The organism is Clostridium minihomine (assembly GCF_900240385.1).
In the GTDB taxonomy this organism is placed as follows: Bacteria; Bacillota; Clostridia; order Oscillospirales; family Acutalibacteraceae; genus Faecalispora; species Faecalispora minihomine.
Window position 1 is genome coordinate 286,127 of sequence record NZ_OEQH01000002.1, and the last position, 26,991, is coordinate 313,117.

Sequence of the window (26,991 nt, forward strand, 5' to 3'; positions counted from 1 at the left end):
TTGCCTCTTAAACCGAAGCGGAGTTTTTTTCCTCCCATCGAAGAGGATGGCTTGTTCTTTTTCAATTCATTAAATGAATGCTTTTAGAAAAAGATTCTTCTCATCTTTCCCTTGCCCCCCGGGCCGGGGCGGAGTTCTTTTTCTCTATTTGAAAAAGTGCCAGATCTTTATTTCTCAATTCTTTGAATTGCTGTTTTAGAAGAAGATTCTTCTCATCTTTCCTTCGCCCCTCGGGCCGGGGCGGGCCCCTACTTTCTTGCAAGAAGAAAGTAGGCAAAGACTTGCCAAGGCTCCGCCTTTGGAATCCGTAAAGGATCTGTGCAAGACGGTGGTTTCGTGTAACGCGCCGCTAAATCGTGGGTGGTGCACTCGCTAAAGCGGCGCACTACCGCACGGCGGCGCTATCGTTAGCTCAGTGCAAATTTCCCTTTACAGTAATTTTTCATAAAAGAATATTTTTGCGTGAAAATAGGCTACTACGCCCAATGTTCTCTCAGGCATCGAAAGCCTTGCTTTCGCTTATGCCGTGAGGTTATTTAAACCAAAGTCTCCTCTTAGTTCTGCAATCGCATCGCAAAACTACAGGCCAAAGCTAAACTGTAGTTCAATGTTCTCTCAGGCGTCAAAAGCTTTGCTTTTGTTTGCGCCGTGAGGTTATTATAACCCGAAAAAGATCGAAAGTAAATGAACAAACCATGGAGAAAGAATGACGGTTTTGAAAGGAATGAAGCCTTGAAAAACAGAAAAAGCGTTTGGATAGGCTTGAGCCTTTTCCAAACGCTTTTGTATTTTTTTAATGGATCGAAGGGCAGCAGCTGTCTAACAGCCTTAAATCATCTAAAAGCCCCAGGTTTTTCAGCAATGCAGGAATTTCCGCCTCAAAGTTTACGCCAAAACGGATGTCGGTTCCGGCTTCCTTGGTTCTGCGAATCGCACCGCAGGTAAAGTCCACTGCTAACTGCATGGCACGCTGAATATCAAAGCCATTTAAAAGTCCCGCCAAAAGAGCGCTTCCATATACATCACCGGTTCCATGATAAGCCCCTTCAATGCGCTCAGAAAAGGCATAGCTGATTTCGCCGGTGACACTGTCATATCCCGCGGAACCCAGTTCATGTGAGTCAAACCAGACACCGGTAAGAACTACCTTTTGCGGCCCTAAAGCCGCCAAGTCTTTCAGCAGCTGTTCGATGTATTCCCTTTCATAGGGGCCATCCTGAAATTCCCGGCCCAAAAGAAATGCAGCTTCGGTTAGATTCGGCACAACAATATCTGCGCTTTTGCACAGGCGAGCCATGCCTTTTGCCATTTCGGGAGTGTAAATAGAATACAGTTCGCCGTTATCTGCCATAACGGGATCCACCATAATCAGGTTGTGATCCGTTTTAAACTGGCGAAAAATATTTTCTACCATATCAATCTGCTCAAAAGAGCCCAAAAAGCCGCTGTACATGGCATCAAATTCCAGCCCAAGGCTTTTCCAATGATCTGCAAAAGGAGGCAGATCTTCCGTTAAATCCCGATAGGTAAACCCGGTAAAACCACCGGTATGGGTGGAAAGCACCGCCGTAGGAATGACGCTGGTTTCAATGCCTGCCGCCGAAATAATGGGCAATGCAACTGTGAGAGAACACTTGCCAAAACCCGAAATATCATGAATTGCCGCTACTCTTTTTTGCCGTTCCATAGAACACCTCTATTTCTTTTCCGCAATTTCGCCTGCACACTTATAAATGCTGCCTGCCGGTACAACTCCCCGCACCATGGAAAGCGGGTATACACTGCTGCCACGCCCAACAATGGTTCCGGGGTTCAAAACAGAATTACAGCCAACCTCGACCGAATCCCCCAGCATGGCGCCGAATTTTTTCAGTCCGGTTTCCATAGAGCCGCATTCGCAGTGTACTTTTACCAATGTTTTATCTGATTTCACATTGGAGGTAATGGAGCCTGCTCCCATATGAGAACAATACCCCAAAATAGAATCACCCACATAATTGTAATGGGGGACCTGAACCCGATCAAACAGAATGACATTTTTCAGCTCTGTGGAATTGCCCACCACACAGTCTGCGCCCACCAACGCATTCCCGCGAATAAAAGCGCAATGTCGAACCTCGGTTCCCGGGCCGATGATGGCCGGCCCTTCTATATGGGCAGTGGGATAAATCCGGGCAGTACGCGCCACCCAGACTGTTTCAGACCGCTGTTCATACTCCTCTGCAGAAAGTGTTTTCCCCAGTTCACAGATCCAGCTACCGATTTGGGGCAGTGCCTGCCAAGGATATCGACAGTCTTTGAAAAACGGCCGAGCCAAGGTATGCTCCAGATCAAATAATTCCTTCACTTCAATGGATTCCATGTTAGTTATCTCCTGAAAATTCCGTTTCTTTCTATTTTTGTCTGAAAAGCAGGAATTGTCAAGAGGGTTTCATTAATTCTTTTTTAAGCATCAGAAGATCCACCGTGGTCAAAACGCCGTCACCATCCAGATCTGCCGCGGCAAAAGCCGCTTCTTCCAGTTCTGCCGTCCCGTTAAGCACCCGGTATAAAATTTTACTGGAAGTTTCGGTCACATACCCTGTGCCATTCAGATCCCCGGGCACAATTATCATCAGGCTGTCTGTAATTCCCTGCTCAGATTCTGCCAGCAAAACCGCCCCTGTCATTACGTATCCGCTGGCCATGGTAACTCCATTGGGCTTTTCTGCCCGTAAAATGGCACCATCCACTTTTAAATGATTTTTTAATACCGCATAGGTGGTTTTTTCTTTGACATAAATCTTCTGGGCATTGCGATCAATGCGGTAAACATCACTTTGGATTTCTCCGGGTTCTCCCTCACCGCTTCCCGGCGCCTCCGAGTTTGGTTCACTGCTTTCTTCCCCCGGATCTTTCGAATTCTCACCGCTGCTTTCATGGTCAGTTGCTTCTATCATATCTTCAGTAACGGGAGTAAAATACCAACCATCTTCCCCAATTACCACTGCGGCGGTTCCATTGGCATGATTGGCAAGAGCTATCAATTCCCCGTGAAAGGTACAACTTCCAACTTCGCCTTCTTCATTAAAAACAGCGGCACGGGAATCCTCTGTTTTCACTAGAACCTGCCCTGACCCCAGCAAGGCAGCGCAACTGGAATCGCCCCCTGTTTCCACGGTTTTTACCAAACGATTTGATTCCTTCAGCACCCGATAGATATCGCCCTCGGCGTCAATTAAAAGGTGGGAACTTAAAAAACGAAATTCAGGTATTGGCATATCGCTGACAGAAAGAGGCGGATCTGAAAGAGGAGTATACTGTGTAATGGTATCGGGCAAAGGCAAAATACCTAACTTGCTTTCCCCCGGATACATCGTGTACAAAACCTGATCCGGCGAAACAGCGATGGCGGCAAAAGACCCCAGAGCCGTGGGGATGCTCTTAATCACGTCAAACCCATTGCTGGTATCTATGATTAAAAGGCTATTCTTTTCACGGGAATGAGCCACATAATACCGACCTGCGGAATCTACGGTCAAGTCATTGCTGTGCTCTGCAGAAACGCCCCGCATCACGGCGTCACTGTGTTTCTTATCCAACAGATTCCGATCCAAAGTATAACGAATGATTCGGATGCCGAATTCCCCGCTATTTTCATTGCGGTAAGGCGCTATTAAAGAAAGCTGCCCGTTACTGTAAAGCGGATAGGTGGCATACTCGGGCTCTGTCACCTGACTGAGTACTTGTCCGTCTTCACTGAGCAGCATGGCAAAGGATGATACCCCTTTGGTGCCAACCAGAAGAAACTGATCCTCTTCTGCCGGCAGCAGGTAAACCGTGTCCGGAGAAGAAAACTTATCGGGAACATCAAGCAAGACAGAAACTTTGGAAGAACCGGCAAAAATACAGGTAGCCGTAACCACCGTAAAGAGAATCGCAAACAGCCCCGCATAAATCGCCAGAAAAGTACGTTTTCTTTTATTTTTCATCGTTTCTCCCCCCATTTTGATAGTTTCATTATAATTACCTTAAAATGGAAAGGGGCAATTGGTGAATAATATCCATAAAAGAACTAATGTGCGGAAGAAAAAGGGGGTATTACCTACAAAATTCGTAGAAATATCTGCATGCTTTCACTCAACGGTTACGATAAATGGCAAATGAAGGCTAATAAAAAACAAGCATATAAGAGTTATTATTCTGTAAAGAAACAGATCGAGTCTGAAAAAGGCTGATAAATCACACCACGAATAAAGAAAACCTTTTATACATATTTAAAATCGCAACTAAAGTAATACTAGAATAAAAACGCATTCACTTTTTGTCATTTAGTCCTAAATCTATGTACAAAACTAATAAAATGTAGTATGTATTATTATGTAGTCAGCACCTTGTAACATACAATATAAATTATTCTTTACATGAAAATTTGTTGGATTCGTCACTGGATTATCAAAAAATCACCTCATTATTTTGAGTAGGATATCCTAAATAATTTCAGATTAGAAAGCCAGTGAGCGCCGTGAGTTAAAATGGATTTCCAAAGCATGTTTTGTCCGAAAATTCACTGATGTTGATTGTAGGAAGAGTAAATTCTTTGTTTTACTTTCGATTGGCTTTTTTCACGCCAAATAAGTACCCAAAACAAGAATTTACGAAAACAACAAAAACCTTAGTTTTAGAATGGAGGAACAAACAATGAAAAAGTCAAAAAAATTACTGAGCCTTGCCTGCGCAACCGTTATGCTGGCCGCTGTTGCCGTACCCGCTGGTGCAGAGACCATTGTGAATCAACAAGAGGCTCCCACGGTACTAACTAAGGAATCTGTGGGTGCCCAGGAATTGCAGGCGAGAAATTACCGCAAATATGGGTATAAAAGCCTTGTCCAGGTCAAATCCAACAGAAAAGAGAAGCGTCTGGTTGACGGAACAAAAGCCGGACCATCTTCCAGGATAGCGGAGCATGTTGTCGAAGAACTGAATGGCGAAGATTATTTGTCCTTCTACATTAAAGTTTCTGACCAGCAAAGATCAGAAGAGGTTTACCAAGGGGTAGGAGAACTGGAAATGGAGTACAAATACGCGGATCGTGAAACCTATACCGGAGACGCAACGCTTTATGCCGTAAATACAGGCAGTAAAACGGCACGCGTCAAAGGCAAAATACAATTTAATTAAATAGCAGTCACACCATATCCGCACGAAAAAATTCGTGCGGATATGGATTTATTTATTAGAATCGAGGGTTAGGATGAAAAATTTCTCTCAAATCTTCTGGTTTCAATTCCGGCATATGGTAACCCGCCGGCAGTTTCGCCTATTGTTTCTTTTTGTTGTCACGGTGATTACCCTGTCTTTTTTAGACAGCTATTACCGTTACTACGGCATGGATATCGGGGTTGTCCCTTCCCCCGCCATGGGCTGGATCGGTCGAACCCCAAATGCCTCAGGGGAGCAATGGGCCTTATATGTTTTTGCCATATTTTTGGAGTTCTTTCTTCTGGCGGTGGGCGCGCTGGTTTTTTCAGATTTTTATCTGACAGACCAAAAGGAAGGAACCTATCCTCTTCTGATTACACGCAGTTCCTCTAATGCGTATCATCTGGCCGGTGCGCTTGTCTGCTTTTTGGGTGCCTTCGGAATGATATTGCTTCCCTTACTGCTGTTCTACCCCATTACTTTTGTGTTCTTCCCTTCAGACGCAATCATCTACCCATTTTTGTCTACCAGATCTTTTTTAGACCTGAGCCGTGTAAAGGATCATGCGGTATTGTTTCCAAATTTGTTTTACAGCCATCCGCATCTTTCCAACTTGGTTTTTATTTTTTACAACAGCCTGCTAGCGGGCGCATGGGCTTTGGTTTCTTATACGCTGAGCTATTTTTTGAAGTTCAGCCGAATCCTTGTGATTGTGCTTCCTACCGTCTTTTTACTATTTGGTGGATATGTATACGAATTGATTATGGAAAAATCGATTGCTCTCATACAGTACACGAACCCAACCTGGTTCAGAGGCGACAGATACCTTGCCGTCTTTTGGGCTTATCTTCTGATCCCCTTGCTCTTCTCTGTTCTTGTTATTACATTGCGGCTGCGAAAAAGAAAGGCGGATGAGTTGTGAGATACTTTTACAAGCTGTTCTGGAAACAAAAGCTGACATGGGTATTAGTTGCCGCACTGCTGATTCTAGTCGCGGGGCAAAGCTATTTTAACACCTATTGCCTCTTTATTGCATTTGGCGATTTTTTTACAGGCTCCGCCGTATATGCCGGAGAAGTTTACGAAGCGCATTTTTTCTTTCGAGGCGCTGCTTTGATGCATATTCCCCTTTACGCTTTGTGGATTTATGGAATCACCCGTTTTTCGATGGATATTAAATTTTCCACACGAAACGAATCCCGTTCCCGCTGGATGCTTCTATATCTTCGGCTGTCCCTTCCTTTGGCCGCAACTTTTCTTTTGATTCTAAATATTCCTGCCCTAATTGGTTCTTATCTTGTGGGCGGCGTTTTCCTGCCAGTGCTTCCCTATTACCTTTACAGTTTCGTTTTGGAACTAATCCTGCACATGATTTTCTCACTGATTTATTTTCTGGCGTACCTTTTGACAGACCGCCCGATTGTTCCGTTTATTGCCTTATTGTTATATGGTGCCTTGGAGTCTTGGTATGGGGCCATTAATTTCGACAGGTATGGAGAAGAGTTTAATCTTGATTTAACAATCGGCTGGGGCCGTGCCATTACCGATTCCACTTTATGGACGGAAGAGCATATGCTGGACTGGTCTGCGTTCTTTGTTCTGGCCGTGATTTTTTTACTGTTTTTCGTGCTATGCCAAATTGCCGTGCACCGCAAAGATTTTTTAAGCACTCAAGAAAATGCGCAAAAGGCATAATAAAACCACACAGTGGAAAAGAAAGGAATAGGAAAAATGGAATCGATTCTAGTAACACAGGCAACCAAAAGCCTGAAAAAAAGGCTTGTGTTAGATAATGTAAATTTAGAGTTGGAGCAAGGCGGTATTTACGGCTTTTTCGGCCCCAACGGCTCGGGCAAAACCATGCTGTTCCGCGCGATTTGCGGACTGATTTATTTGGACGCTGGGTCGGTCAGCGTATTTGGAGAGAAAATTGAAAACAAACGCTTTCCAAAGGATCTGGGATTAGTTATTGAATCTGTAGGCTTTTGGAACGAGTTTACCGGCTTTGAAAATTTAAAGTTTCTGGCAGCCATCAAGCAGAAAATTGGTGACAAGGAAATCACTCAGGTTCTGAAGCGAGTAGGGCTTGACCCAAAAGATTCCAGAAGCTATAAAAAATACAGCCTTGGTATGAAACAGCGTCTTGCCATTGCACAGGCCATTATGGAACGCCCCAACTTATTGGTGCTGGACGAGCCTACAAATGCCTTGGACGAAGACGGCATTCAGGCGGTACATCAAATCATACGGGAAGAAAACGATCGGGGCTGTACCATACTGATTGCCAGCCACAACAAGGCGGATTTGGACTTATTATGCCAACGGAAATTCAAAATGGCGGAGGGACAGTTATCCGAAGCGCAAATGGAAAAAGAGCTCCATCTAAAAGAGGTCGTAAAGGGGGCTGCTTTATGAAAAAACGCTATGTGATTTTCATCAGCCTGTTTTTATACCTTATCTGCATTGGGGCCGGGGTAGCCACCCGGAACTCCTATACGGATATTTGGGCGGAAGCCAAATCCCAGTCACCGGAAAATGTAGGCTATATATTTTTCGATGACAAAGAATCCCTGATTCAGGCTTCAGTTCAATCAATTTATGATGAGGCTCCGATTATCGTATTGGCCACTGCCAATACCGAAGGGGACAACCATGGAAAAACCTTTTTTACCGAAGTAACTGTAAAAAAGGTTTTCAAAAACGATGGCAGCCTTACTGGAAATACATTGGTAGTCTGTGAGCCAATTCAACTGGAAAAAACTACAAGCGAAAAAACTGGGCTTCCAATATACTCCATGCAAACACTTCATGGCAAATCTTTCTCTAGAACCAAAATTATTCCGGGGCACGATTACATCCTGTTTTTAAAGTCCTTTTTGCCCAAGGAATATCGAACAGATCCCCCCACCTTTACAATGATTGACAGCCCATATGCCAAGCTGATGCCAGATTCCACAATCACAGCAGAAAATTACCCCAAACCAGTTTGGGCGATTGATTATGAAAAATCATTGCAATACGAAATTTTATTGCAGGATCAGAACCTGGTAAAAACATTTTTTGATACGAAAAAAGAGCTTTTGTCCCTTATGGAGTCTTAAAATGAAGCGGTTTCCACACTCGAATATAAGCTTACAACAATATATTTTTATAAAAAGGCTCAAAGCATCCAATATGCTTTGAGCCTTTTTCAGGAGGAATGATCATGTTATAAAAGCATATTATGAAAAATTAAATTGTTGTACTTCGTCCAGCTTGGGAATCGACGGTGCCGCTCCTTTTCGGGAAACTGCGATAGAAGATGCTTTCGAAGCCAGCTCCAATGCTTCTTCCACCGTTTTTCCGCCGGTAATCCCCGCAAGGAAAAACCCGGTGAAGGTGTCGCCGGCGGCAGTGGTATCCACAACCTTGACGGGATAGATTCCATGAGAATAGCGTTCCTGCCCATGGCGATATTGAACGCCGTCACTGCCCAAAGTCAGCACCACCGCTGTTTGCGGATACTTTTCTGAAAAGTAGTTCAGAATTTCTTCCGGATTTTGCAGGCCACTTAGCTGCCAGCCTTCAATTTCATTAACCAGTAGAATAGAAACCTTAGACAAGTCGCATTGCCCAATGATTTCGTTATAAGGGGAAGGATTCAGCACAATCCGCATCCCTTTTTCATATCCCTTTTCGATCAGCTTTGGTACCCCGTTCACCTCGTTCTGCAAAAGCAGCATATCTCCGCTACCAAAGGCAGAAAGCACCTGATCCATAGAATCTTCTGTCAGACACTGGTTGGCACCGCCAAACAGCAAAATATTGTTCTGTCCTTTTTTGTCCACCTGAATGACTGTATGGCCGCTTTTTCCCGGCACTTTTCCGATGTATTTGGTCTTCACTCCATTTTGGGCGCACAAATCCAGCAAGGCTCCGCCGTCCTCTTCCCCTACCAGTCCTGCATGCCAAACCTGAGCACCCGCACGAGCTAATGCAATGGATTGGTTCAGACCCTTTCCACCGCAGAAGGTATCCATCCGGTAGGCCGCAGAGGTTTCCCCCGGCAGCAAAATGTGGTCGACGGCATAAACATAATCATAATTCAGGGAACCAAAATTCAGTATTTTCATGGCAATCTCCTTTTACGCCGGGAACGCCACCCCTGCCCTTAAAATAACATTGGGGAACGGGGTAAATTCACCGGTGCGGATGGCAAATTTGACCTGTCGGGTTCTTTGTTTGAATTCCTCATGAGGTACCATCTCATAAGGAATATCGGCCAGCTTTTCCCGGATATAAGTTTCTAAAAGCGGATTCTTCTCTTGGATTTCAGTAAGATTGGTTTGATTCTTTTTCATACCAGCATTCTCCCCTTTCGGTTCCTGAATCTTGCGTGTGATGGCCTGCCAGCACCAGATTATCTTCTGTAATTTTGTCCCCGACCAGTTCGGCTGTTTTCTTTCCGTTGGAAAGCACCACAATTCGGTCGGCGACGGCCAAAACTTCTTTCAGCTCAGAAGATATCACAAGGATGGTCAGGCCACGCTCCGCATACTGATTGATGATGTCGAACACCTCTGTTTTGGCACCCACATCAATTCCCCGGCTGGGTTCATCCAGCAAAAGGATTTTGGGAGCCGTCAAGATACCCTTTCCCATAACCACCTTTTGCCGGTTGCCGGCCGAAAGCGATAAAATAGGCAGTTTTTTATCCGCCACTTTAATGCGAATCTCTTTGATTTGCCGCTCTATCGGCTCCTCTTCCTTCTTCCTGTCCAGAAAGATTCCCTTGGTATAGTTTTTCAGACTGGAAAGAGAAATATATCTAATTTTATTGGTTTTTGATTCTGTGCAAAAATTCGGCAAAAGAAATAATTATTTCAGAAAAATATGGATACTATTTATCAAGTATATGTATTTATTCGAATTATCAACAAAATAGCTTGACAGTATATAAAAACGAGTATAATATGAAAACGCTGTTGGATTTCCAAATTCAGTTTTTTATTTTACCAATTGTTAGTCCAGATTAACAAAAACGTTTTTTTGCTGCAAAAAATGCACTGCATGTACACAGAACAAATCAATTGCGGGATTCCATTTTGGAATCGGAAGAGATAGTTAAGACACAACAAGGGGTCAGTACGCCCTTTTGTAAGTCATAACTAACAAAAAAGAGAACCCGGGGGCATTTTGTCCTGCGGGAATTGAGGATGTTTAGATCAGGAGGATCATAAGTGCAAATAAATAGTGTAAGTAAAAGGGTTTTAGCCAGTTTTTTAAGCCTGCAAATCCTTTTTTCTGGTGCGCCCATGGCGTTTGCCGCAGAAGGAACAGGCAGTTCCGACATTTTCACTGCAGATGGACTTACATACAAAGTGCTGTCTGAGGCGGAAGAAGAAAACGGCACCGTACAGGTAGGAAATGGCACCTCGGCAATGGCAGTTAGCGGCTTTGTTGAGGTACCGGCGACGGTGACAAATGAAGACAAAACATACGATGTGGTTGAAATCGGCGAAAAGGCCTTTTTGCGGCAGGGCTCTCTGACAGAAATCACCTTGCCGGATAGTATAACTCAGATTGGCGTTCGAGCCTTTTTCGGCACCGGTCTGGAAAGTTTTGAAATGAGCGACAGTGTAACCAGCATTGGTGAAGACTCTTTTGGAGCTTCTGAGGCTTTGGCAAGCATCACTCTTTCTGAAAATTTGGAAGTCATACCCAAAGGGGCTTTTGGCAGCTGCTCTGCTCTGCGGCAAATTGATATTCCCGAGGGCGTAACCAGTATTGAAGACTCTGCGTTTTTAAGCTGCCAAGAGCTTCAAAGAGTGTCGTTGCCCGCCAGCTTGGAAGTCATCGGAGACAAGGCTTTCTGGCAGGACGAGGCTCTGAATACGCTTACGATTGCAGAAGACAGCCAGCTGACTTCCATCGGTGAAAGCGCTTTTCAGTGGTGCGGCCTTTTAAAATCGATAAAATTGCCGGTTGGCCTGAAAGAAATCGGAAAATCGGCATTTGCAAATTGCGATTCACTGGATAACATCGGCTTGGACGATACCACAGGCAGTGAATTGGAAACACTGGGAGACGGCGCTTTTAATGCTACGAAGCTCACCAGTTTTTACTTCCCGGAAACACTGACGAACTTGGGGGATCGCCCGCTGAGCAGCTGCTCAAAGCTGGCTTCGATCCTTGTGGATGAGAATAATCCGTCCTATCAATCGGTGGACGGAATTCTGTTCAGCAAAGACGGCAGCGAGCTGCTGATGTACCCTGCAGCGAAAAAAGGCTCCGCTTACAAAGTACCTGCCGGAGTCACATCCATTGCCAAGTATGCTTTCTGGGGCAATGCACGCCTGTCTGAATTGACCATGAACGATGGCGTAGAAACTTTGGGTGATTTTGTGTTCCAAAATGCTTCTTCGCTGACCAGCGTAACGATAGCAGATTCGGTAACCAGCATCGGACGTTTGGGCTTTTACAACAATTCCAAACTGGAAAGTGTTCATCTGCCGGAAAACCTTGAGGTATTGGTGAACAGCGCCTTCTATAACTGCGAATTCTTGGAGGAAATCACCATTCCCAAGAACGTAACAGAAATACAGGCCAATGCATTTGGAAGCTGCCCTAATCTGGAGAACATCACCATTCTTTCGGACAAACTGACCGCAGTGGAAGCCAAAGCCTTTGCCGGAGCAGCAGGTGATGTAAAGATTTCGGTTCCCAATTTGGCTGTAAAAGCTTTGGTTGTTGCCAGCGGAATACCCGAAAGCCAGGTTACTGCGGAATCCACCGATCCCGGCACAGATCCCGGAACCGATCCGGAACCGGAGGTAAAATCCTTTACTGCAGGAGGCTGGGAGTATACCGTTCTGACTCAGGCATCTGAAGGAAAGAACGGCACCGTACAGCTGGGTAACGGCAAATCTTCTGTTTCTGCTTCAAGCACCGTTGTCATTCCCGAAACGGTAAGCTATGAAGACAAAAATTACACCGTAACCGCAATCGGTGCCCACGCTTTTGAGGCAGACCCGGAAATGGGCAGTTCCATCAAAACAGTTACCTTGCCGGCTTCTGTCGTTTCCATCGGCGATAAAGCATTCTATGACTGCGGCTCTATCACCAGCTTTACCATTCCGGAAGACAGCCAGCTGGCTTCTATTGGGAATAATGCTTTTGATTCCTGCAGCGGTCTTACTTCCTTAAAGCTGCCTTCCACCCTGAGAACCATTGGAAACGCAGCCTTCCTGAATTGCTCTAAGCTGTCTGATTGCGTTTTGCCGGAGGGGTTAACCTCTTTGGGTGATGGCGCCTTTACTCGTGCAACGAAACTGACTTCTGTTACTATCCCCTCCACCCTCACTTCTTTGGGTGACAGACCGTTTGACAGCTGCACCGGTCTGAAAGAAATGAACGTTGCTGCGGGCAACTCGGTCTATTCCAGCGAGAATGGCGTATTGTTCAATGCAAACAAAACAGAATTGATGCTTTATCCGGCGCAGAAAGCCGGCGACTCTTACACCGTTCCTCAAACAGTGAAATCCATTTCTGCTTATGCTTTTGCACAGAATGCAAGCCTGTATGAGGTTGACCTGTCCGGGGTCGAAACCATTGGTGTTTCTGCATTCAGCAAATGCAGCAAACTGGAAACCGTGAATCTGGGTTCCAAACTGGTATCCATCGATCGTCTCGCCTTCCAAGGCTGCACTTCTCTGGAAGAGATTCGTTTGCCTGTTTCTCTCAAAACCCTTGCAGACAATCTTTTTTCGGGAGCAAGTTCTTTAGAGAAAATTGAAATTCTTTCTGCGCAGCTTGAAACCGTTGCAAAGAACGCATTCAGCGGTGTTTCTGCATCTGCAACCTATTCCGTCCCCAACGAAAGAATTAAGGCACTCTTGACCGAAAGCGGCGTTAAGGAGGCTCAGATTCAGGTCGTTGATACCGGAGAACCCGAGCCGGAAGTCGCAAACTTTACCATCGGCCAAGTCCAGTATGATGTGCTCAGCCAGAGCACCGGAACAGAAAACGGAAGCGTTCGAATCAGCAATGCCAAAAACACCACAGGGAAGGTTACACTTTCTTCCACCGTGGAATATTTGGGAAAAGTGTATGACGTAATTGCAGTCGGCGATTCTGCCTTCAGCGGAAGCAGCATGACAGAAATCACACTGCCCGAAAGCATCGTCTCTATCGGTGACTTGGCATTTACCAAATGCAATGGGCTAACCAGCTTTGAAATCCCCTCCGGCGTGAAATCCATTGGCGCCAGAGGTATTACAGAATGCACAAAACTGAAAACCATCACCTTTGCGCCAAACAGCAGCCTGGAAAGTTTGGGCAACGGGGCACTGGGCGATAACCCGGCACTGGAAAGTGTACGGCTGCCTAAAACACTGAAAAATATCGGCACACATTTAATGCTGTTTGACAGTTCTCTTAAAACGGTAGAGTTTGAGCAAGGCTCAGAATGGACTTCTCTGCCGGATGGAACCTTCATGCGCTGCCCGAGTCTGGAGACTGTAATTCTTCCGGAAAGCGTAACCGAAATCGGCTCAGAAGCCTTTTACGATTGCCAATCCCTCAAGGAGTTCGGCGGCCTGACAGCCATTTCGGAAATTGGAGAAAACGCGTTCTATAATTGCCTGTCTTTAACGGAAGTGACGCTGAGTGACGAACTGGAAGAATTGGGCAGCGGCGTATTTTCCGGCTGCACCGGTCTGAAATCGGTTCAGCTGGGCAATGGCCTGACCACGCTTGGCGCAATGGTAGCCGAAGATGCAGAAGAGTCTGTCGTTGGTGTATTTGAAGGCTGCACCGAACTGACCGAAATCATCATACCCGCATCGGTTCATACCATCGGCAAGAGCGTGTTTAAGAATTGCACCTCACTCAGCCGTATCGAAATCAAATCGAATACGCTCAAACCCGTCGGTTCCAATGCTTTTTACAATTTAGCACCGAATGCCCAGATTATTGTTGAGAATGAAGCGGTAAAAAACACACTCATTCAAACTGCTCTGGTTCCGGCTGAGAAGATTGTGGTAAAAGCGCCCCAGCCCGGCAACGATTTTAAAGCCGTAACCGGCATCATCAACCTGCCCGCTCAGGCTACGGCCGGCGTTGCTTTGACACTTACCGGCACGGTGGTTCCGGCTGACGCAACCAACCGGACAATCAAATGGCAGCTTGCAGATGCCGACAACCAGATCGGTGCAAGCATTACCGGAAACCGCTTCACGGCAAAGACTGCCGGCACGGTAACGGTACGCGCGATTGTCGAAAACGGCCTTGCCGACTCTGAGCCTTACGTGCAGGAGTTCCAGATTACCGTAAAAGCCGCCGAGAATTCCGGTAACAACGGAAACGGCAGCGGAAATAGCGGCAGTGGATCTTCCAGCAATAAATCCTCTAAAAACACTTCTTCCAGCAGCAAAGATACAGCTGTTGAAAGTGTTGTTACAAGCCCTTCCTCGAACGGAGGAACTGTAACCACAGTAACAACCGTACCGTCTAGCGACATGGTAACAAACGGCGCGGCCCAAATCAGTGCATCCGTTCCCCAAAGTGTGGCAACCGCTTTGGCTTCAGCCACTGCTTCCACCCCTGCTGCAGTGAAGATTTCGGTGCCTACTGCTTCTCTGGTTCAGCAGCTGAAGAACACAGAGGTAACCAAAGTGTCTTTGAATCTGGCAGCACCGGCGGCTGTTGCAAACAACACCAACACCAATGCACAGGTTTCTGTTCAGGCGGATGGCGGTCTGCTCAATACAGCAAGATTGACCGGAAAAGATTTGGAAATTACCGTTCAAAACGCACAGACCGGTAAAACTGCTTACACCTGGAGCTTTAACGGATCTGCTTTGGCACAGGCTACCATGATTCGGGATCTGAATCTGGCACTGTCTGTACATTCCACTTCTGAGGTTCCTGCTATGCAGAGTGCCGCCCCCTCCAGCACCGGCATTGTGCTGCGCTTTGCAAAGAACGGCCAGCTGCCCGCCACGGCTACCGTGACGGTTGACGTTGCCTCACAGGGATATCAGCCTGGCCAGATTCTGTATTTCTATTATCTGAATCCGGCAAACGGCAGCCTTGAGCTACAAAACAACGGGAATCCGATTACAGTAAACGAACAGGGCTATGCCGCTGTTACCGTAACACACAACTCCGATTTCGTCCTGCTGCCGAATAAGGCAGCAAGCGGTTCGCTGACGCTTGATACGCTTAGCTATAACCTGCCACAGGGTAAATCCTATGAAATCGGCGCGAAACTGACCGCAGCGGATGCCACCTTGAAGGTGACTTCTTCCAGAGCCGGTCTGGTAAAGATTGAGCGCACCAATAACGGTAGCTATAAGGTAACTGGCCTGAAGGCCGGCACAACCTATGTATCGTTCGACGTGTATTCCGGCAACAAGCTGGTGGCTCATTCTTCTGTGAAAGTAACGGTGCAAAACGGAGGCCAGGCACAAGGTGTGTCTGCCAAACGTGTCGTGAATTTCTAATTAACTGCATAACGAAACTGCGCCCCGAGGCCATTTGGCTTCGGGGTGCTTTCACGTTATCAGAAAGGCCCGACAAAACGCCTTACGGAAAGAATTTGATTGGCACACCAATTGGATTCTTTCTTTTTTTATGCTACACTCAAAATAGATAAATACAGCTTGCTCTTTTCAATACAAGCTTTTGTATTTTTGCCCTTTATAAAAAGAGGATATTTCCCTTTATTTTATAAAGAGGTGAAAACCATGTATGTAAAAAAAGCGTTTGGATATGTATTGCCACCGGAACATGCCTCCGCTTTTGTGAAAGGGCGGCTGGATACTTATTCCCCACCCACAACCGTTAGTAAAAAGTGGAAGCATTGGGTTGCAAAGCTGGACTTAAAAACCTGCTTAGCCTGCCGTAATCTGCACGGTAAAATATATGATAGGAATGACACTCCTTTAGAGGAACTTCCTTTACACCCAAACTGCCGATGTGCTGTCAAAGCAATGCAGGCTGTTGTAGCCGGAAACGCTACAAAAGATGGAGAAAACGGAGCAGATTGGTGGATAAGCGACTCTGGCCTTTTACCAGACTATTATATTTCAAAAAAGGAAATAAGTCGTTTGGGTTGGAAATGGGGAAAATCTCCAGTAAAATTTGCACCAGGAAAAATGGTCACAGGGGGAATTTATTCAAATCGCAACCGGCACTTACCACACGCACCTGGTCGTATCTGGTGGGAAGCCGATATTAATTATTACAGTGGCAGACGAAATATGCACCGATTACTTTGGTCAAACGATGGACTATTATTTGTCACCTATGACCATTATGAAACCTTTTTAGAAATTATTTTGGAGGAGGAAAGAACCATGGATGAAAATAAATCAATTACCCTCGACCTTACCGGCTGCAAATATTTAGGGGAGCTGCACGAAAGAATTCGTATTGCTTTTGATTTCCCAGAGTGGTACGGGAAGAATTGGGATGCTTTTTGGGATCTTCTTTGGAGTAACTGCGAAGCAGAAATGGTTGAAATTGTGGGTGAGTATACATTATCAAAAGAGTTTTTACCAGAATTAAAATTAATGCATGAAGTCTTGCAACAAAGTAAATTTGAAAGCAAAAAGTATAATGGGAATTTTGATTATAAAATCATCAGTTAATGGTGCTCTGCCTATACAAAGCTTCGTACCATGAATGTCTTTCTTACACTTGCGCTGGACAAATACTAAGTTCCGATTGGTTCCCTTTAACCACTAAAAAGCCTTTTTAGAAATTATTTTGGAGGAGGAAAGAACCATGGATGAAGATAAATCAATTACCCTCGACCTTACCGGCTGCAAATATTTCGACGAACTTCACGAAAGAATTCGCATCACTTTTGATTTTCCAGAGTGGTACGGGAAAAACTGGGATGCCTTTTGGGATTTCATGCGCACTGAATGCGATGCGGAAATGGTTGAAATTGTGGGAGAGTCTACGATGCCAAAAGAGTTTTTACCACAATTAGAATTAATGCACACTGTATTATCGGATCTAAAAATAGAGAATGCAAAATACGGTTGGCGTTTTGACTATAAAATCATCAGCTGATTGTTCCCAAGTTTCCCTATCCAAGAGATTTTTTTAAAAGGATACTATATACTTGCTGCAAATACCGCTTGTATTTAGTGAGCAGTAAGAGCTTAAAAGGAGGCGTATCTATGAATCAGAAAAAAACAATTATTCTGGATTTAACCGGCTGCAAATATTTCGACGAACTTCACGAAAGAATTCGTATTGCTTTTGATTTCCCTAAAGGATACGGGAAAAACTGGGATGCCTTTTGGGATTTCATGCGCACTGAATGCGATGCGGAAATGGTTGAAATTGTGGGAGAGTCTACGATGCCAAAAGAGTTTTTACCACAATTAGAATTAATGCACACTGTATTATCGGATCTAAAAATAGAGAATGCAAAATACGGTTGGAATTTTGATTATAAAATCATTAGCTGATTGTTTCCAAGCTTGCCTACTCAAGAATTTTTTTCTAAGTGAATCCCTCTGGATACCTCGTTTTCTTCCTGTTCACTCTGCATAAATCTAAATATGGAAAAAGATTTTGCTGTGAAAGGCTATTAAGGAATGATGTATTTCAGTGAACATGATGCTATTTGGGGATATCTGAATGCAAAGAAAACCCGCATGGTTTTATCAACCATACGGGTTTTCTTTTGGTGGAGGAGGGTGGATTCGAACCACCGAAACGTAACGTAACAGATTTACAGTCTGCCCCCTTTGGCCACTCGGGAACTCCTCCATATTCACTTTTATCTCATACAGATCACGGTGCCTGTCCCGTTCAGCTGAACGCCGAAGCGTGGAGCTGGTGGACGGACTTGAACCCCCGACCTGCTGATTACAAATCAGCTGCTCTACCAACTGAGCTACACCAGCGTTTCAGAAATAGAATGCTTGAATAATATATCACTTTAATGTAATTTTGTCAACATATTTTTTGAAAAAACCGTTCTTTTTTAGAGAAAGGCGCAGAAACTGCACTAAAAATCCTATTTGAATAGGCTTGATAGAAGATTTGTTGCACACTCTGAGTACAGTATTTCTTTGATGCAATGGCTGTTGTGTGCTGTGAGGTGGATACCTTTGGATACCACTGGATACCAAGGCTCTCACACTCGTGTGCTGCGCACACTTATTTGAGGTTATATTCTATTATAAATATGTATAAAAATGGTAAATTTAATTGTTTTTAGTTGATTTATATAGGATTAGAAAGTAAAATGAGGTTAATAACTTTATTTACATGTGCATTTTCAATCTAACTTTAATACATAGGTGGTGAGTAAAAGAATGGGTGAAGATTTTAATCTAGGAGATCTAGTTCTCCCTACTTTCTTTAAAAATGCTACCGAAGAACCAGCTAAGGAAATAGGAAGGACAATTTCAGATTTAATAAGTATCATTTTTACACCAGTAGCTAAGGCAAAAATTCGGCAGCAAGCGGAATTAAAACAATACATGATCGATATTGAGAAAAAAGCAAGTCAAATTCCTGAATCCGATATTTGTGAACCTAAGCTGCACATAATAGGCCCTGCTCTAGAGGCTAGCAAATACTATTATGAAGATAAAGTATTAAGAGAAATGTTTGCTAATATTATTATATCTGCAATGGATATAAAAAAGCAATCGATTAATCACCCATCCTTTGTAGATGTGTTAAAGCAGATATCACCACTAGACGCACATGTTATTTCACTCTTTAGAAAAAGGGCAACAATACACGCACCTACATTAAGTGTAACAATTATAAAAGATAGAAAACCCGAACCTACACATGAACCTCAACCATCCGGAGAAGTGATAGGGTATCATTATCCTGAAACAATCTATCCCATTACGGATGTTTATTTAATGAATGAAGATCAAGGGATGTTAGTCCTTTCAAATTATTTTATTGAAACCAATGCCGCAGATGCATCTGTTGTATCCACTAGTATTACTAATCTGCAAAGACTTGGTTTGATTTCCATTGACGAAAATATTCGACTGGATGAAAATCAATATAATAAATTTCTGAATCATCCTTATTATATTGATATTCAGGAAAGCTATGTAAAGAAAGCTGATAATAATAAGATTGGATTTGGTTCCATTAGAGGCAATACTGTATTGTTAAACAGTTATGGTCACTTAGAATTGAAAAAGAAATCCGTAAGATTGACTCAATACGGTTATGACTTTACAAAAGTTTGTGTATTAGAAAAAGAGGTAGAACTTTATCAGAATCGATAACGTTCCCAAAATAATATTAATTAAGGAGCAACCACATGATTCGTGATCCCAAAAACCATAACACAGAGATTCAAATCTCTACACAGCTTCAGTTTCTTATTCTTCTATTTTTCAATGAGGAAAAGAATTTCAATCGTAAAGATATTAATATCAATGAAATTGTGGACTACATATCCGATAATAAAGAGCTTTGGATTAGCCAGCAGGACGATCAATCTCATCGGGAGAAGTCAGAAAGAAGCTTTCAAAAACGTGTTCAGGATAATTTGTCCAACATGAGGGTTTTTCCAATTGAAACCAAGAATACGGAGGGTAGAATTCTAAGCATAGAGGAAATTACGCCCATTGAAAGAGATCCAGACTGCTATAAGTGGCAACGAGGGAAAGACTTTGATAGATTCCTCGTATATATCCTGTCTAAGCTAGGAGAACAATTTGACATTGAAATTGGTATTTACTCTGGGGAGGATACGATTGACCCCTATTCTAACCGCTGTATTCTAACAACAGAAAACCAATTGAAAATTCTAGAATTGTATCGAAAGCATGGCTTAACCCCCTGAGTTAAAAAGCAATAGAATCTAAAAAGGCATGTACAAAAAGGAAATTCTTCTTTTTTGTACATGCCTTTATTGTATTTAAGTGAATTGCGCAAAACAAAAAAGAAGAATTGCGTTAAGAAACACAGGTTTTATGCGGTTATCGGAGTTTTGGCATCTCCATTTTAGCCTTACACACAAAAACGAAGATAATGAAAAGGGAGCCTTTCCCGTGATACCATAAGGATGTCGACAGGGGAACACACAAAATGTTCCAAACCATTGCAATGGTGCTTAACATTAAATAACGAAAGGTGTTAATCACTATGACAAACTTAAATAATAACGCGAACCCCGAGGTCTTGGAAGAAATGAAGGGTTCTCTCACTGAGATTGAAAGTGTAGAATGCAATAGCAAAGTAAAACTGGACAGTCAACTTTGGGACATCAAATTAAAATACGGGAAGTTAAAGGCACAAAAGCATTTTACCTACGCTATTAAAGTGATTTGCAAAACTGGAAAACAGGAAGAAGATTGCTTCTTGTATTCTGCTTTTACCGGGAAAGAGGCTGAGTCTATTCGTAAAGAAATGGATAATTGGGGTTCTTGTGATCTGGAGGAATTTGAAAAATTGAAAAGATATGCCGAATATTTAAAGCTAAAAGATATCTACTCAGAATCAGACTTGCTGGACGATCTTCTGGAGAACTGCGAAGAAGAGGAGAATAGTATTAATATTGAAGAATATAAAAAGCAGATTTGCTCTTATATTGAAAACAACTATGAGAGCATTGCGTTAAAATCTGAGAATACATTTAAAATGGATGCATATACCGGAGCTTGGCTTGATACACCCAGACTGATGAAAAAATATGATGGAGAAATTGTTCTGGCACTCCTGAATTCAAAGGTGGACGAGCTTTTGGAGATTACTGATACAAAGAAGTTGGGGCTGGTCAAAGGCCAGATGGAAAAAGAAGGTTTCTTAGTTTTTAAAAAGCCACAGGATGTTACTCTGTCTACCGGAAATGAAAAGAAATGCAGCATATTCCGCATTTCTCCAGATAAAGAATAAGGGAGAAAACTCATGAAAATAAAACGAATGCTTGGTCTGCCCTGCAAAGGCGGCAAAAATGATCTTCTGGTGTTTCTGCTGCCCTTGATCAAATACCTCGCATTAGAATCCCCCAAAAGAGCTTTTCTGGATGTCTGCGGTGGCGGTGGGAAACTGGCCTGTAATGTTGCTACTAAGTTTCTGTATGATAAAGTTCTGTATAACGAATACGAACGTGGAATGGCGGCTCTCATGGCTTGCCTAACCGATGAGGCTCGTACCCGGAAGGTAGTTCAATTGGTGGACAGGCTGGTACAGCTTTGTTTATCCCATGACCCCAAAGATGTTTTTAATCATGCGAAAAGTCAACGTGACCAACCCGGTTTAGATCTCACTTTGGCTGCAGCTTACACCTTTTACTGTATCTATGCAAGCTATGCGAATAACCGAACCACATATAATGAAAATAAAGCAATTCAGTATTTTCAGGATCAGAGTATGCAAAAGGGTCTTTTGAAATATCCTACTCGAATCCAAAGAATGCTTGTAACCTGCGGTAGCTGCTTTGATGTGTTGGAGCGTTACATAGACTACGATGATATTACTTCTTTTATCGACCCGCCCTATTACGATACGAAGACTTACAAAAATGACTGGAGTCTGGAAGATTATGAGCGACTGAATGATATCTTATCCAAAACAAAAAATAAGATTATTTTATGTGGACGGGAAGAAGACAGATTGGTTTATGATGGGATGCTCGCAAAAGGATGGACACGAACTTCATTGGGGTATATTTCTAAAAGCAGTGACTCAAAAGGCGAGCTTGTGGAAGAGTTCATTTGGACAAACTTTGCTGTTCCCTCGTTTATTACCGATCTTGTCAATGAACGAAGTATCAGAAGGGCGCAAAAACGAGAGGAATCCGCAAAGGAAGATTTATTATCTGATAAGAGTGCTTGAGTGAAGCTCCGAGGTGTATCCCGGAGCTTCTCCATTTCCCCGGTTCCCCCTGTTCCCGCTATTCCCCCTGTTCCCTCTGCTCATAATTCCACACATGGCTTTTGTTTTGTTCAGAACTAGGCACAAGCAACACAAAGAAGTCCACACAAACGTCACTTTGCATCTGGAATGAAAAGCACAACAGAGTTAACATACACACAGTTCCAAAGAAGAAATAAAAAGCTGTGTGGAGGTTACAAAAATGGACTTGCGGAATCAGCGTTTCGGAATTGAAATTGAGTTTACTGGTATCACCCGGTCACAGGCTGCTGCGGTTGTGGCAAAGCATTTTGGGGTATCGGCGCAGCACATTGGTGGCTCATATGACAAATATATCATCTATGAATCCGGTCGAGAATGGGAAATCCTGCGGGACAGCTCCATTCGCACCCAACGAAAAAGCGGGGCGATTGCCAGTGACGAGTATCGGGTGGAATTTGTATCCCCCATCTGTGTCTATGAAGATATCGAAACCATTCAGGAGATTGTCAGAAAGCTGAGAGCCGCCGGGGCAATCACCAATTCCAGTTGCGGAATCCATGTTCATGTCGATGGAGCTGCCCACACCGTGACCAGTCTGAAAAATCTACTCAGCATCGTCCACGCCCGGCAGGATATGATTTATAGGGCTTTGGATGTAGATTCTAGGCGCACTACCTACTGTAAAAAGCTGCCCTCTCCCATGGTGGACAAAGCGAAAGCCACAAAGAAAATGGAACGTCTGGCGGATGTGTGGTATGTAGACGATGGCAGACGCAGCGTACATTATAATGACAGCCGCTATCATGCGGTGAATCTGCACAGCTACTTTCTGAACCATAATATCGAGTTCCGCTGCTTTAATGCCACGCTGCACGCAGGGGAGGTCAAAAGCTACATCCAGTTTTCGCTTGCCATCTCAGCACAGGCCATTAACCAGAAGTTTGCAAGCAGCAAGGCAGTACAAACAGACAATGAAAAATACAGCTTTCGATGCTGGCTGCTTCGCTTGGGGCTGATTGGAGACGAGTTCAAAACTTGCCGCCATCACCTGCTCAAGCACCTGACCGGAAATTCTGCTTGGAGATATGGGGAACCGATTCCGGCATAAGCCGGGATTCTCCCCATCTAAAATATTTCAAAGGAGTTCTTACTATGAAAAAGAAGATTTATATCGCATACGGTTCCAACATGAACAAAAAACAGATGCAAAACCGCTGCCCCGATGCGGAAATGGTTGGGGTAGCTGAATTACCAAATTACCAATTACAATTTCGCAGGGTACTGACAGTAGTTCCCTGCCCCGGCTCCAGTGTTCCGGTCACAGTCTGGCGCATTTCTACAAAAGATGAAGCAAACTTGGATGTATATGAGGGCTACCCCAGTTTCTATCGGAAGGAACAACTTTTCATCCCTTTTTCTGATGGTTCTGCGCACAGTGGCATGATTTATCTAATGAATGGTGGGTTTATCGCACCGCCATCTGTTCACTACTTCAACATAGTGGAGCAGGGGTATCGGGATTTTGACCTGAATATCAGTCCACTAACAGAAGCGTTACAGTCCAGTCTGCTGGAAAAGAAAAGTTCTCTCCAGTGTGGCTTTCAATATGGAGTATAAAAACGATTTAGAATATAGGCATAGAAGAGTTCTGAGCAAATTGAGCGATTACCAAATTACCATAATTCAAAATTGCTACCGATTATCAGCTTTAATTCCAGTGTAATGAGCCGATATACAGTACAGAGGTATTACCAAATTACCAAACTCCATTTTGGATCGTATCCAATTGCAAGGAGCTGCACTATATGGGGTATCCCATATAGCACCTGACACAGATGCAGAAAGAGGACTGCATCATAAAGTCCTCTTTTTAAAGCCAAATTTATATTAATTTTTACAAGATTTGACAATCTTATTTGTAGAGATATATAATAGGGATACACAATGTGAGGAGATGTTTTCTTATGTTAAAGCAGGCAAAATTGAAATACATAGCATGTCTTGTTGGGGTATTGAGTGCATCCATTGCATTCTCTGGCTGCTCCACTGCTGAGGCAGAGGCAGTCCCAACAAATGCAGTAATCAGTGAATCCGATTCACAAATCGACACCGTAAATCTGGACAACCTTTATACACAAACAGAAGCTGTCTATACTGCTTACGAACAGAATCAGGTGTCAGATCCCGACCTCGCCAAAGCCTGTGCCACGGCGATTCTGCTACAGGAGGAGCTTACGAACAACGTAAACCTGCAAGCGGATACGGTATACTCGGAGAAAATCAACAAGGCATATGATATGCTTCTCAAGATGGATATCACGAAGCCTGACCTACAATTACAAGGTGATGTAGCTGGAACGTTCCCGAAGCTAGTAGATGCTACGGAGACGCTGGTATTATTAGTGGGAGGGGAGACGGCTTCGGAACAAAGTTCCTCGCCTAGTTCTGGGGTATCTGAAACGCTTTCGAGCGTAGCCCCGCCCGTTTCCAGTCCCACATCCCAAACTTCCAGTTCTCCTAATCTCAACTCTGCAAAGCCTGCTTCACAAGCACCAAAGGCAGAATCTAAGCCAGAGTCGAAACCCGCATCTCAAGCACCTACTCCCAAACCCGCACCAAAGCCGGAGAGCAAGCCCACGAGTACGGCACCGACTCCAGCACCAGTCACCCCGGCGAAGCCCGCTCCGGAGCCGGCAAAACCAGCTCCCGCACCAGCACCTGCTCCCAAACCCGAAACAGGTGCCATCAAAACCCTTTACAGCGGAGCTTCATATGGGGCTAAGGATCAGTCGCAGTTCGACGTGGTCATGGAGAAGGCTAACGGCGCACGAAGCAGTTCCGCAGTTAAGAAAGCACTCACTCAGATGGAAGCTCTTTCTGACTCTGATTTCCAAACAGTATTTGGTTTGCCTAAAACCGACACTTGGGTGGATATTCTCTCTATAGCTTCAAGAGTAGGCTCTGGTGGTTCTGGTCAAGGAAGTGCTGGCAGTGCTTATGACTTCTTCACAGGCAAGAGCACAATGTGTGGAGATAGAGCCAAAGCTCAACAAGCAGTTCTTCAAGCAAACGGCTACGATGCAAAGTTAGCTTGGGGTACTCGCAATGGAGTAGCGCACCAATGGACAATGGTGAAGAATCCAGATGATGGTCAGTGGTATCATCTCGAGGGTGCTGGTGATGGGACTTCAGTACCCTCTGGTTACAAGATGACAGGCTCCGGTTACAATTACGGTTAAGAAGTAGTCTTAACCTTTAAGGGGTAGGATTAGCACTATAAATAAACAATAGAAGCTACAGATTCCTTTACATTTAGGAGTCTGTAGCTTCTTTATACATTCATATAACGATATAAACTATATTAAATAGAAAGTCACTGGTGTAATAGAAAGTGTTAGGAGTGCAAGCTTTTACTTTTTAGAACGTGTATGCTTTACCTTTTCTTTTTGTAATTATCATAGCTGGTATGATAAAGGGAAAACAAAGGAAACACAGACAAACAATCAAAACTTGTGTAAGTCTGTAGTGTATAAAGCATGCTATTGTTGTCACGACTACCGTAGAGATTGCCGTGAAAATAATGTAATAGTATGCTACATTAAAAAACGTAAGAATTACTTCTAAAAAAGCAGATAGCATTTAAACATCCCCTCTAGGATACCAATGACTTTCCTTAATTATTATATGTAAGAAAAGTATTAAGGGGTAGGATTAACACTGTAAATAAACAATAGAAGCTACAGATTCCCTCACATTTAGGAGTCTGTAGCTTCTTACATAATCGAATCATATATAATGAGGACATCTAATTGACTTGAAATGAGTTTTGAGTTATAATATAAACACGTAATAATATGTGTTTAGCAAAGAAGTTACTTAGTAATTTTAAAAGATATGCTTGCAAAGCCATTCTCAATATGCTATACTCATATTACAATATAAGAAAGTAAGAAATGCAAAAGGAAATCTCGAGCATGTAGGGTCAATACACACTCGAGATAAGCACGAATTATTTGAAGAATTTGTAGATTAGAATTGCTATGGATAGTGCGTAGTACAGTATCTGGAAGGCTTTAGATGCTTTGGTAGAGTGGTCGGAAGTTTTCTTTTTGGGTTCACGCTTCTTCGTATGTTATTCTCCTTTCAATGTCTTGTGACAAAAGGAAATCCCCTATATGTACGGCTAATACACATAGAGGATTTATGGAATTAAACTTAGTGATTGAACACCGGGTAGACTAACAGAGCAAATTTGCATACAAAGTAAAGAAGAATAACTGCATTCTTCAGCATCTCAAGCTTGTGCCACTTGGATGTATGTGTAAATTTCCTCATGTACTATGTTCCTTTCAATGTCTTGTGACAAAAGGAAATCCTCTATATGTACTGCTAATACACATAGAGGATTGTGGTTTTATTTGAGTAGTGACGAATAAAAATCAGTGAAAAAAGCGGTAAATCAGTAATACTATGGCGAGTGCGTAGTACAGGGTTTTGAGGTTATTTGGAATTCTGTTTGGAAAATGGGTGGTTTTGCGTTTTCTTTTACGCTTCTTCATATGTTATTCTCCTTTCAATGTCTTATTTTGCACTCTCCTTTCTTAGTTACGGCAACCGATACTTGACACACTAGTATTATACACACTTTGGCAAGATTTGTCAAGGAGTGTCGAAAATAAAGGCGTTCAGTTAACAAAATGACTGAGTGCTTTTATTTTATCCTAAGATACGACGCAAAGTTAGCTTGGGGTACTCGCAACGGAACATCCCATATGTGGACTTTAGTTAAAGTAGGCGGAAACTGGTATCACCTTGAGGGCGATACTATAGGAACTTCAGTCCCCTCTGGTTACAAGATGACAGGCTCCGGTTACAATTACGGTTAAGGAATAAGGTATAGTTATTAAGGGGTAGGATTGCACAGATAAAATAAACAATAGAAGCTACAGATTCCGTTACAATTAG

22 protein-coding genes and 2 tRNA genes are annotated in these 26,991 nt (G+C 43.5%); 16 read left to right on the forward strand and 8 right to left on the reverse strand.

Annotation, left to right across the window (positions count from 1 at the left end; genetic code table 11):
* Window positions 1-793 precede the first annotated feature (793 nt).
* The 3 genes from C1A02_RS05180 to C1A02_RS05190 are packed head-to-tail and all read right to left on the reverse strand — an operon-like array spanning window position 794 to window position 3,971.
* Window positions 794-1,687 carry a pyridoxamine kinase gene (locus C1A02_RS05180; protein WP_101697151.1) on the reverse strand — a complete coding sequence of 298 codons (894 nt, stop codon included), beginning with the start codon at window positions 1,685-1,687 and terminating at the stop codon, window positions 794-796.
* 9 nt (window positions 1,688-1,696) lie between these two features.
* Window positions 1,697-2,362 carry an acyltransferase gene (locus tag C1A02_RS05185; RefSeq protein ID WP_101697152.1) on the reverse strand — a complete coding sequence of 222 codons (666 nt, stop codon included), beginning with the start codon at window positions 2,360-2,362 and terminating at the stop codon, window positions 1,697-1,699.
* A gap of 58 nt (window positions 2,363-2,420) precedes the next feature.
* Window positions 2,421-3,971, reverse strand: coding sequence for a dockerin type I domain-containing protein (locus tag C1A02_RS05190; protein ID WP_101697153.1), 1,551 nt, complete (start codon window positions 3,969-3,971; stop codon window positions 2,421-2,423).
* Window positions 3,972-4,680: 709 nt separating this feature from the next.
* On the opposite strand from C1A02_RS05190, the gene C1A02_RS05195 reads away from it, so the two are divergent.
* From C1A02_RS05195 to C1A02_RS05215, 5 genes are all read left to right on the forward strand, one after another.
* Complete coding sequence (locus C1A02_RS05195) at window positions 4,681-5,160, forward strand: hypothetical protein (RefSeq protein ID WP_101697154.1); 480 nt, start codon at window positions 4,681-4,683, stop codon at window positions 5,158-5,160.
* Window positions 5,161-5,233: 73 nt separating this feature from the next.
* Window positions 5,234-6,103 carry a hypothetical protein gene (locus C1A02_RS05200; RefSeq protein WP_101697155.1) on the forward strand — a complete coding sequence of 290 codons (870 nt, stop codon included), beginning with the start codon at window positions 5,234-5,236 and terminating at the stop codon, window positions 6,101-6,103.
* Complete coding sequence (locus C1A02_RS05205; RefSeq protein ID WP_101697156.1) at window positions 6,100-6,876, forward strand: hypothetical protein; 777 nt, start codon at window positions 6,100-6,102, stop codon at window positions 6,874-6,876. Before C1A02_RS05200 ends, C1A02_RS05205 begins: the two co-directional genes overlap by 4 nt.
* Before the next feature lie 36 nt (window positions 6,877-6,912).
* On the forward strand, window positions 6,913-7,596 hold the full coding sequence (locus tag C1A02_RS05210) for an ABC transporter ATP-binding protein (RefSeq protein WP_101697157.1): 684 nt from the start codon (window positions 6,913-6,915) through the stop codon (window positions 7,594-7,596).
* A complete protein-coding gene (locus tag C1A02_RS05215) occupies window positions 7,593-8,282 on the forward strand; it encodes a hypothetical protein (RefSeq protein ID WP_101697158.1) in 690 nt (229 codons plus the stop codon). The genes C1A02_RS05210 and C1A02_RS05215 overlap by 4 nt, the downstream gene beginning before the upstream one ends.
* 120 nt (window positions 8,283-8,402) lie before the next feature.
* On the opposite strand, the gene C1A02_RS05220 is transcribed toward C1A02_RS05215, so the two are convergent.
* The 3 genes from C1A02_RS05220 to C1A02_RS05230 are packed head-to-tail and all read right to left on the reverse strand — an operon-like array spanning window position 8,403 to window position 10,029.
* The gene (locus C1A02_RS05220) at window positions 8,403-9,293 is read right to left on the reverse strand and encodes a ribokinase (RefSeq protein WP_101697159.1); all 891 of its coding nucleotides are present in this window, start codon (window positions 9,291-9,293) and stop codon (window positions 8,403-8,405) included.
* Window positions 9,294-9,305: 12 nt separating this feature from the next.
* Window positions 9,306-9,521, reverse strand: coding sequence for an RbsD/FucU domain-containing protein (locus C1A02_RS05225; protein ID WP_101697160.1), 216 nt, complete (start codon window positions 9,519-9,521; stop codon window positions 9,306-9,308).
* Window positions 9,493-10,029, reverse strand: a complete 537-nt coding sequence (locus C1A02_RS05230) for an ATP-binding cassette domain-containing protein (protein WP_243577926.1) — start codon at window positions 10,027-10,029, stop codon at window positions 9,493-9,495. Before C1A02_RS05230 ends, C1A02_RS05225 begins: the two co-directional genes overlap by 29 nt.
* 371 nt (window positions 10,030-10,400) lie before the next feature.
* On the opposite strand from C1A02_RS05230, the gene C1A02_RS05235 reads away from it, so the two are divergent.
* The 4 genes from C1A02_RS05235 to C1A02_RS05255 all read left to right on the forward strand — a co-directional run bounded on the left by C1A02_RS05235 (window position 10,401) and on the right by C1A02_RS05255 (window position 17,648).
* Window positions 10,401-15,665, forward strand: a complete 5,265-nt coding sequence (locus tag C1A02_RS05235) for a leucine-rich repeat domain-containing protein (protein WP_101697161.1) — start codon at window positions 10,401-10,403, stop codon at window positions 15,663-15,665.
* Window positions 15,666-15,764: 99 nt separating this feature from the next.
* Window positions 15,765-16,814, forward strand: coding sequence for a barstar family protein (locus C1A02_RS13720; protein ID WP_243577927.1), 1,050 nt, complete (start codon window positions 15,765-15,767; stop codon window positions 16,812-16,814).
* A gap of 136 nt (window positions 16,815-16,950) precedes the next feature.
* The gene (locus C1A02_RS05250) at window positions 16,951-17,244 is read left to right on the forward strand and encodes a barstar family protein (RefSeq protein WP_101697162.1); all 294 of its coding nucleotides are present in this window, start codon (window positions 16,951-16,953) and stop codon (window positions 17,242-17,244) included.
* A 110-nt stretch (window positions 17,245-17,354) separates the two neighbouring features.
* The gene (locus tag C1A02_RS05255; RefSeq protein WP_101697163.1) at window positions 17,355-17,648 is read left to right on the forward strand and encodes a barstar family protein; all 294 of its coding nucleotides are present in this window, start codon (window positions 17,355-17,357) and stop codon (window positions 17,646-17,648) included.
* 219 nt (window positions 17,649-17,867) lie between these two features.
* Here C1A02_RS05255 and C1A02_RS05260 read toward each other — a convergent pair.
* Window positions 17,868-17,952, reverse strand: a tRNA-Tyr gene (locus tag C1A02_RS05260).
* 61 nt (window positions 17,953-18,013) lie between these two features.
* Window positions 18,014-18,089, reverse strand: a tRNA-Thr gene (locus tag C1A02_RS05265).
* Between the two features lie 414 nt (window positions 18,090-18,503).
* On the opposite strand from C1A02_RS05265, the gene C1A02_RS05270 reads away from it, so the two are divergent.
* The 7 genes from C1A02_RS05270 (at window position 18,504) to C1A02_RS05300 (ending at window position 25,265) form a co-directional block, all read left to right on the forward strand.
* Window positions 18,504-19,448, forward strand: a complete 945-nt coding sequence (locus C1A02_RS05270; RefSeq protein WP_101697164.1) for a DUF4393 domain-containing protein — start codon at window positions 18,504-18,506, stop codon at window positions 19,446-19,448.
* A 35-nt stretch (window positions 19,449-19,483) separates the two neighbouring features.
* Entirely contained in the window at window positions 19,484-20,011 is a 528-nt protein-coding gene (locus C1A02_RS05275) for a hypothetical protein (protein ID WP_101697165.1), read from the forward strand.
* A 302-nt stretch (window positions 20,012-20,313) separates the two neighbouring features.
* Window positions 20,314-21,063 carry a hypothetical protein gene (locus C1A02_RS05280; RefSeq protein ID WP_101697166.1) on the forward strand — a complete coding sequence of 250 codons (750 nt, stop codon included), beginning with the start codon at window positions 20,314-20,316 and terminating at the stop codon, window positions 21,061-21,063.
* A gap of 12 nt (window positions 21,064-21,075) precedes the next feature.
* Window positions 21,076-22,005: a DNA adenine methylase gene (locus C1A02_RS05285; RefSeq protein ID WP_101697167.1), complete on the forward strand. Its 930-nt coding sequence runs from the start codon at window positions 21,076-21,078 to the stop codon at window positions 22,003-22,005.
* 241 nt (window positions 22,006-22,246) lie between these two features.
* Complete coding sequence (locus tag C1A02_RS05290) at window positions 22,247-23,134, forward strand: amidoligase family protein (RefSeq protein ID WP_243577928.1); 888 nt, start codon at window positions 22,247-22,249, stop codon at window positions 23,132-23,134.
* Between the two features lie 44 nt (window positions 23,135-23,178).
* Complete coding sequence (locus C1A02_RS05295; protein WP_164997151.1) at window positions 23,179-23,643, forward strand: gamma-glutamylcyclotransferase family protein; 465 nt, start codon at window positions 23,179-23,181, stop codon at window positions 23,641-23,643.
* A gap of 347 nt (window positions 23,644-23,990) precedes the next feature.
* Entirely contained in the window at window positions 23,991-25,265 is a 1,275-nt protein-coding gene (locus C1A02_RS05300; RefSeq protein ID WP_101697168.1) for a transglutaminase domain-containing protein, read from the forward strand.
* Window positions 25,266-26,991 lie beyond the last annotated feature (1,726 nt).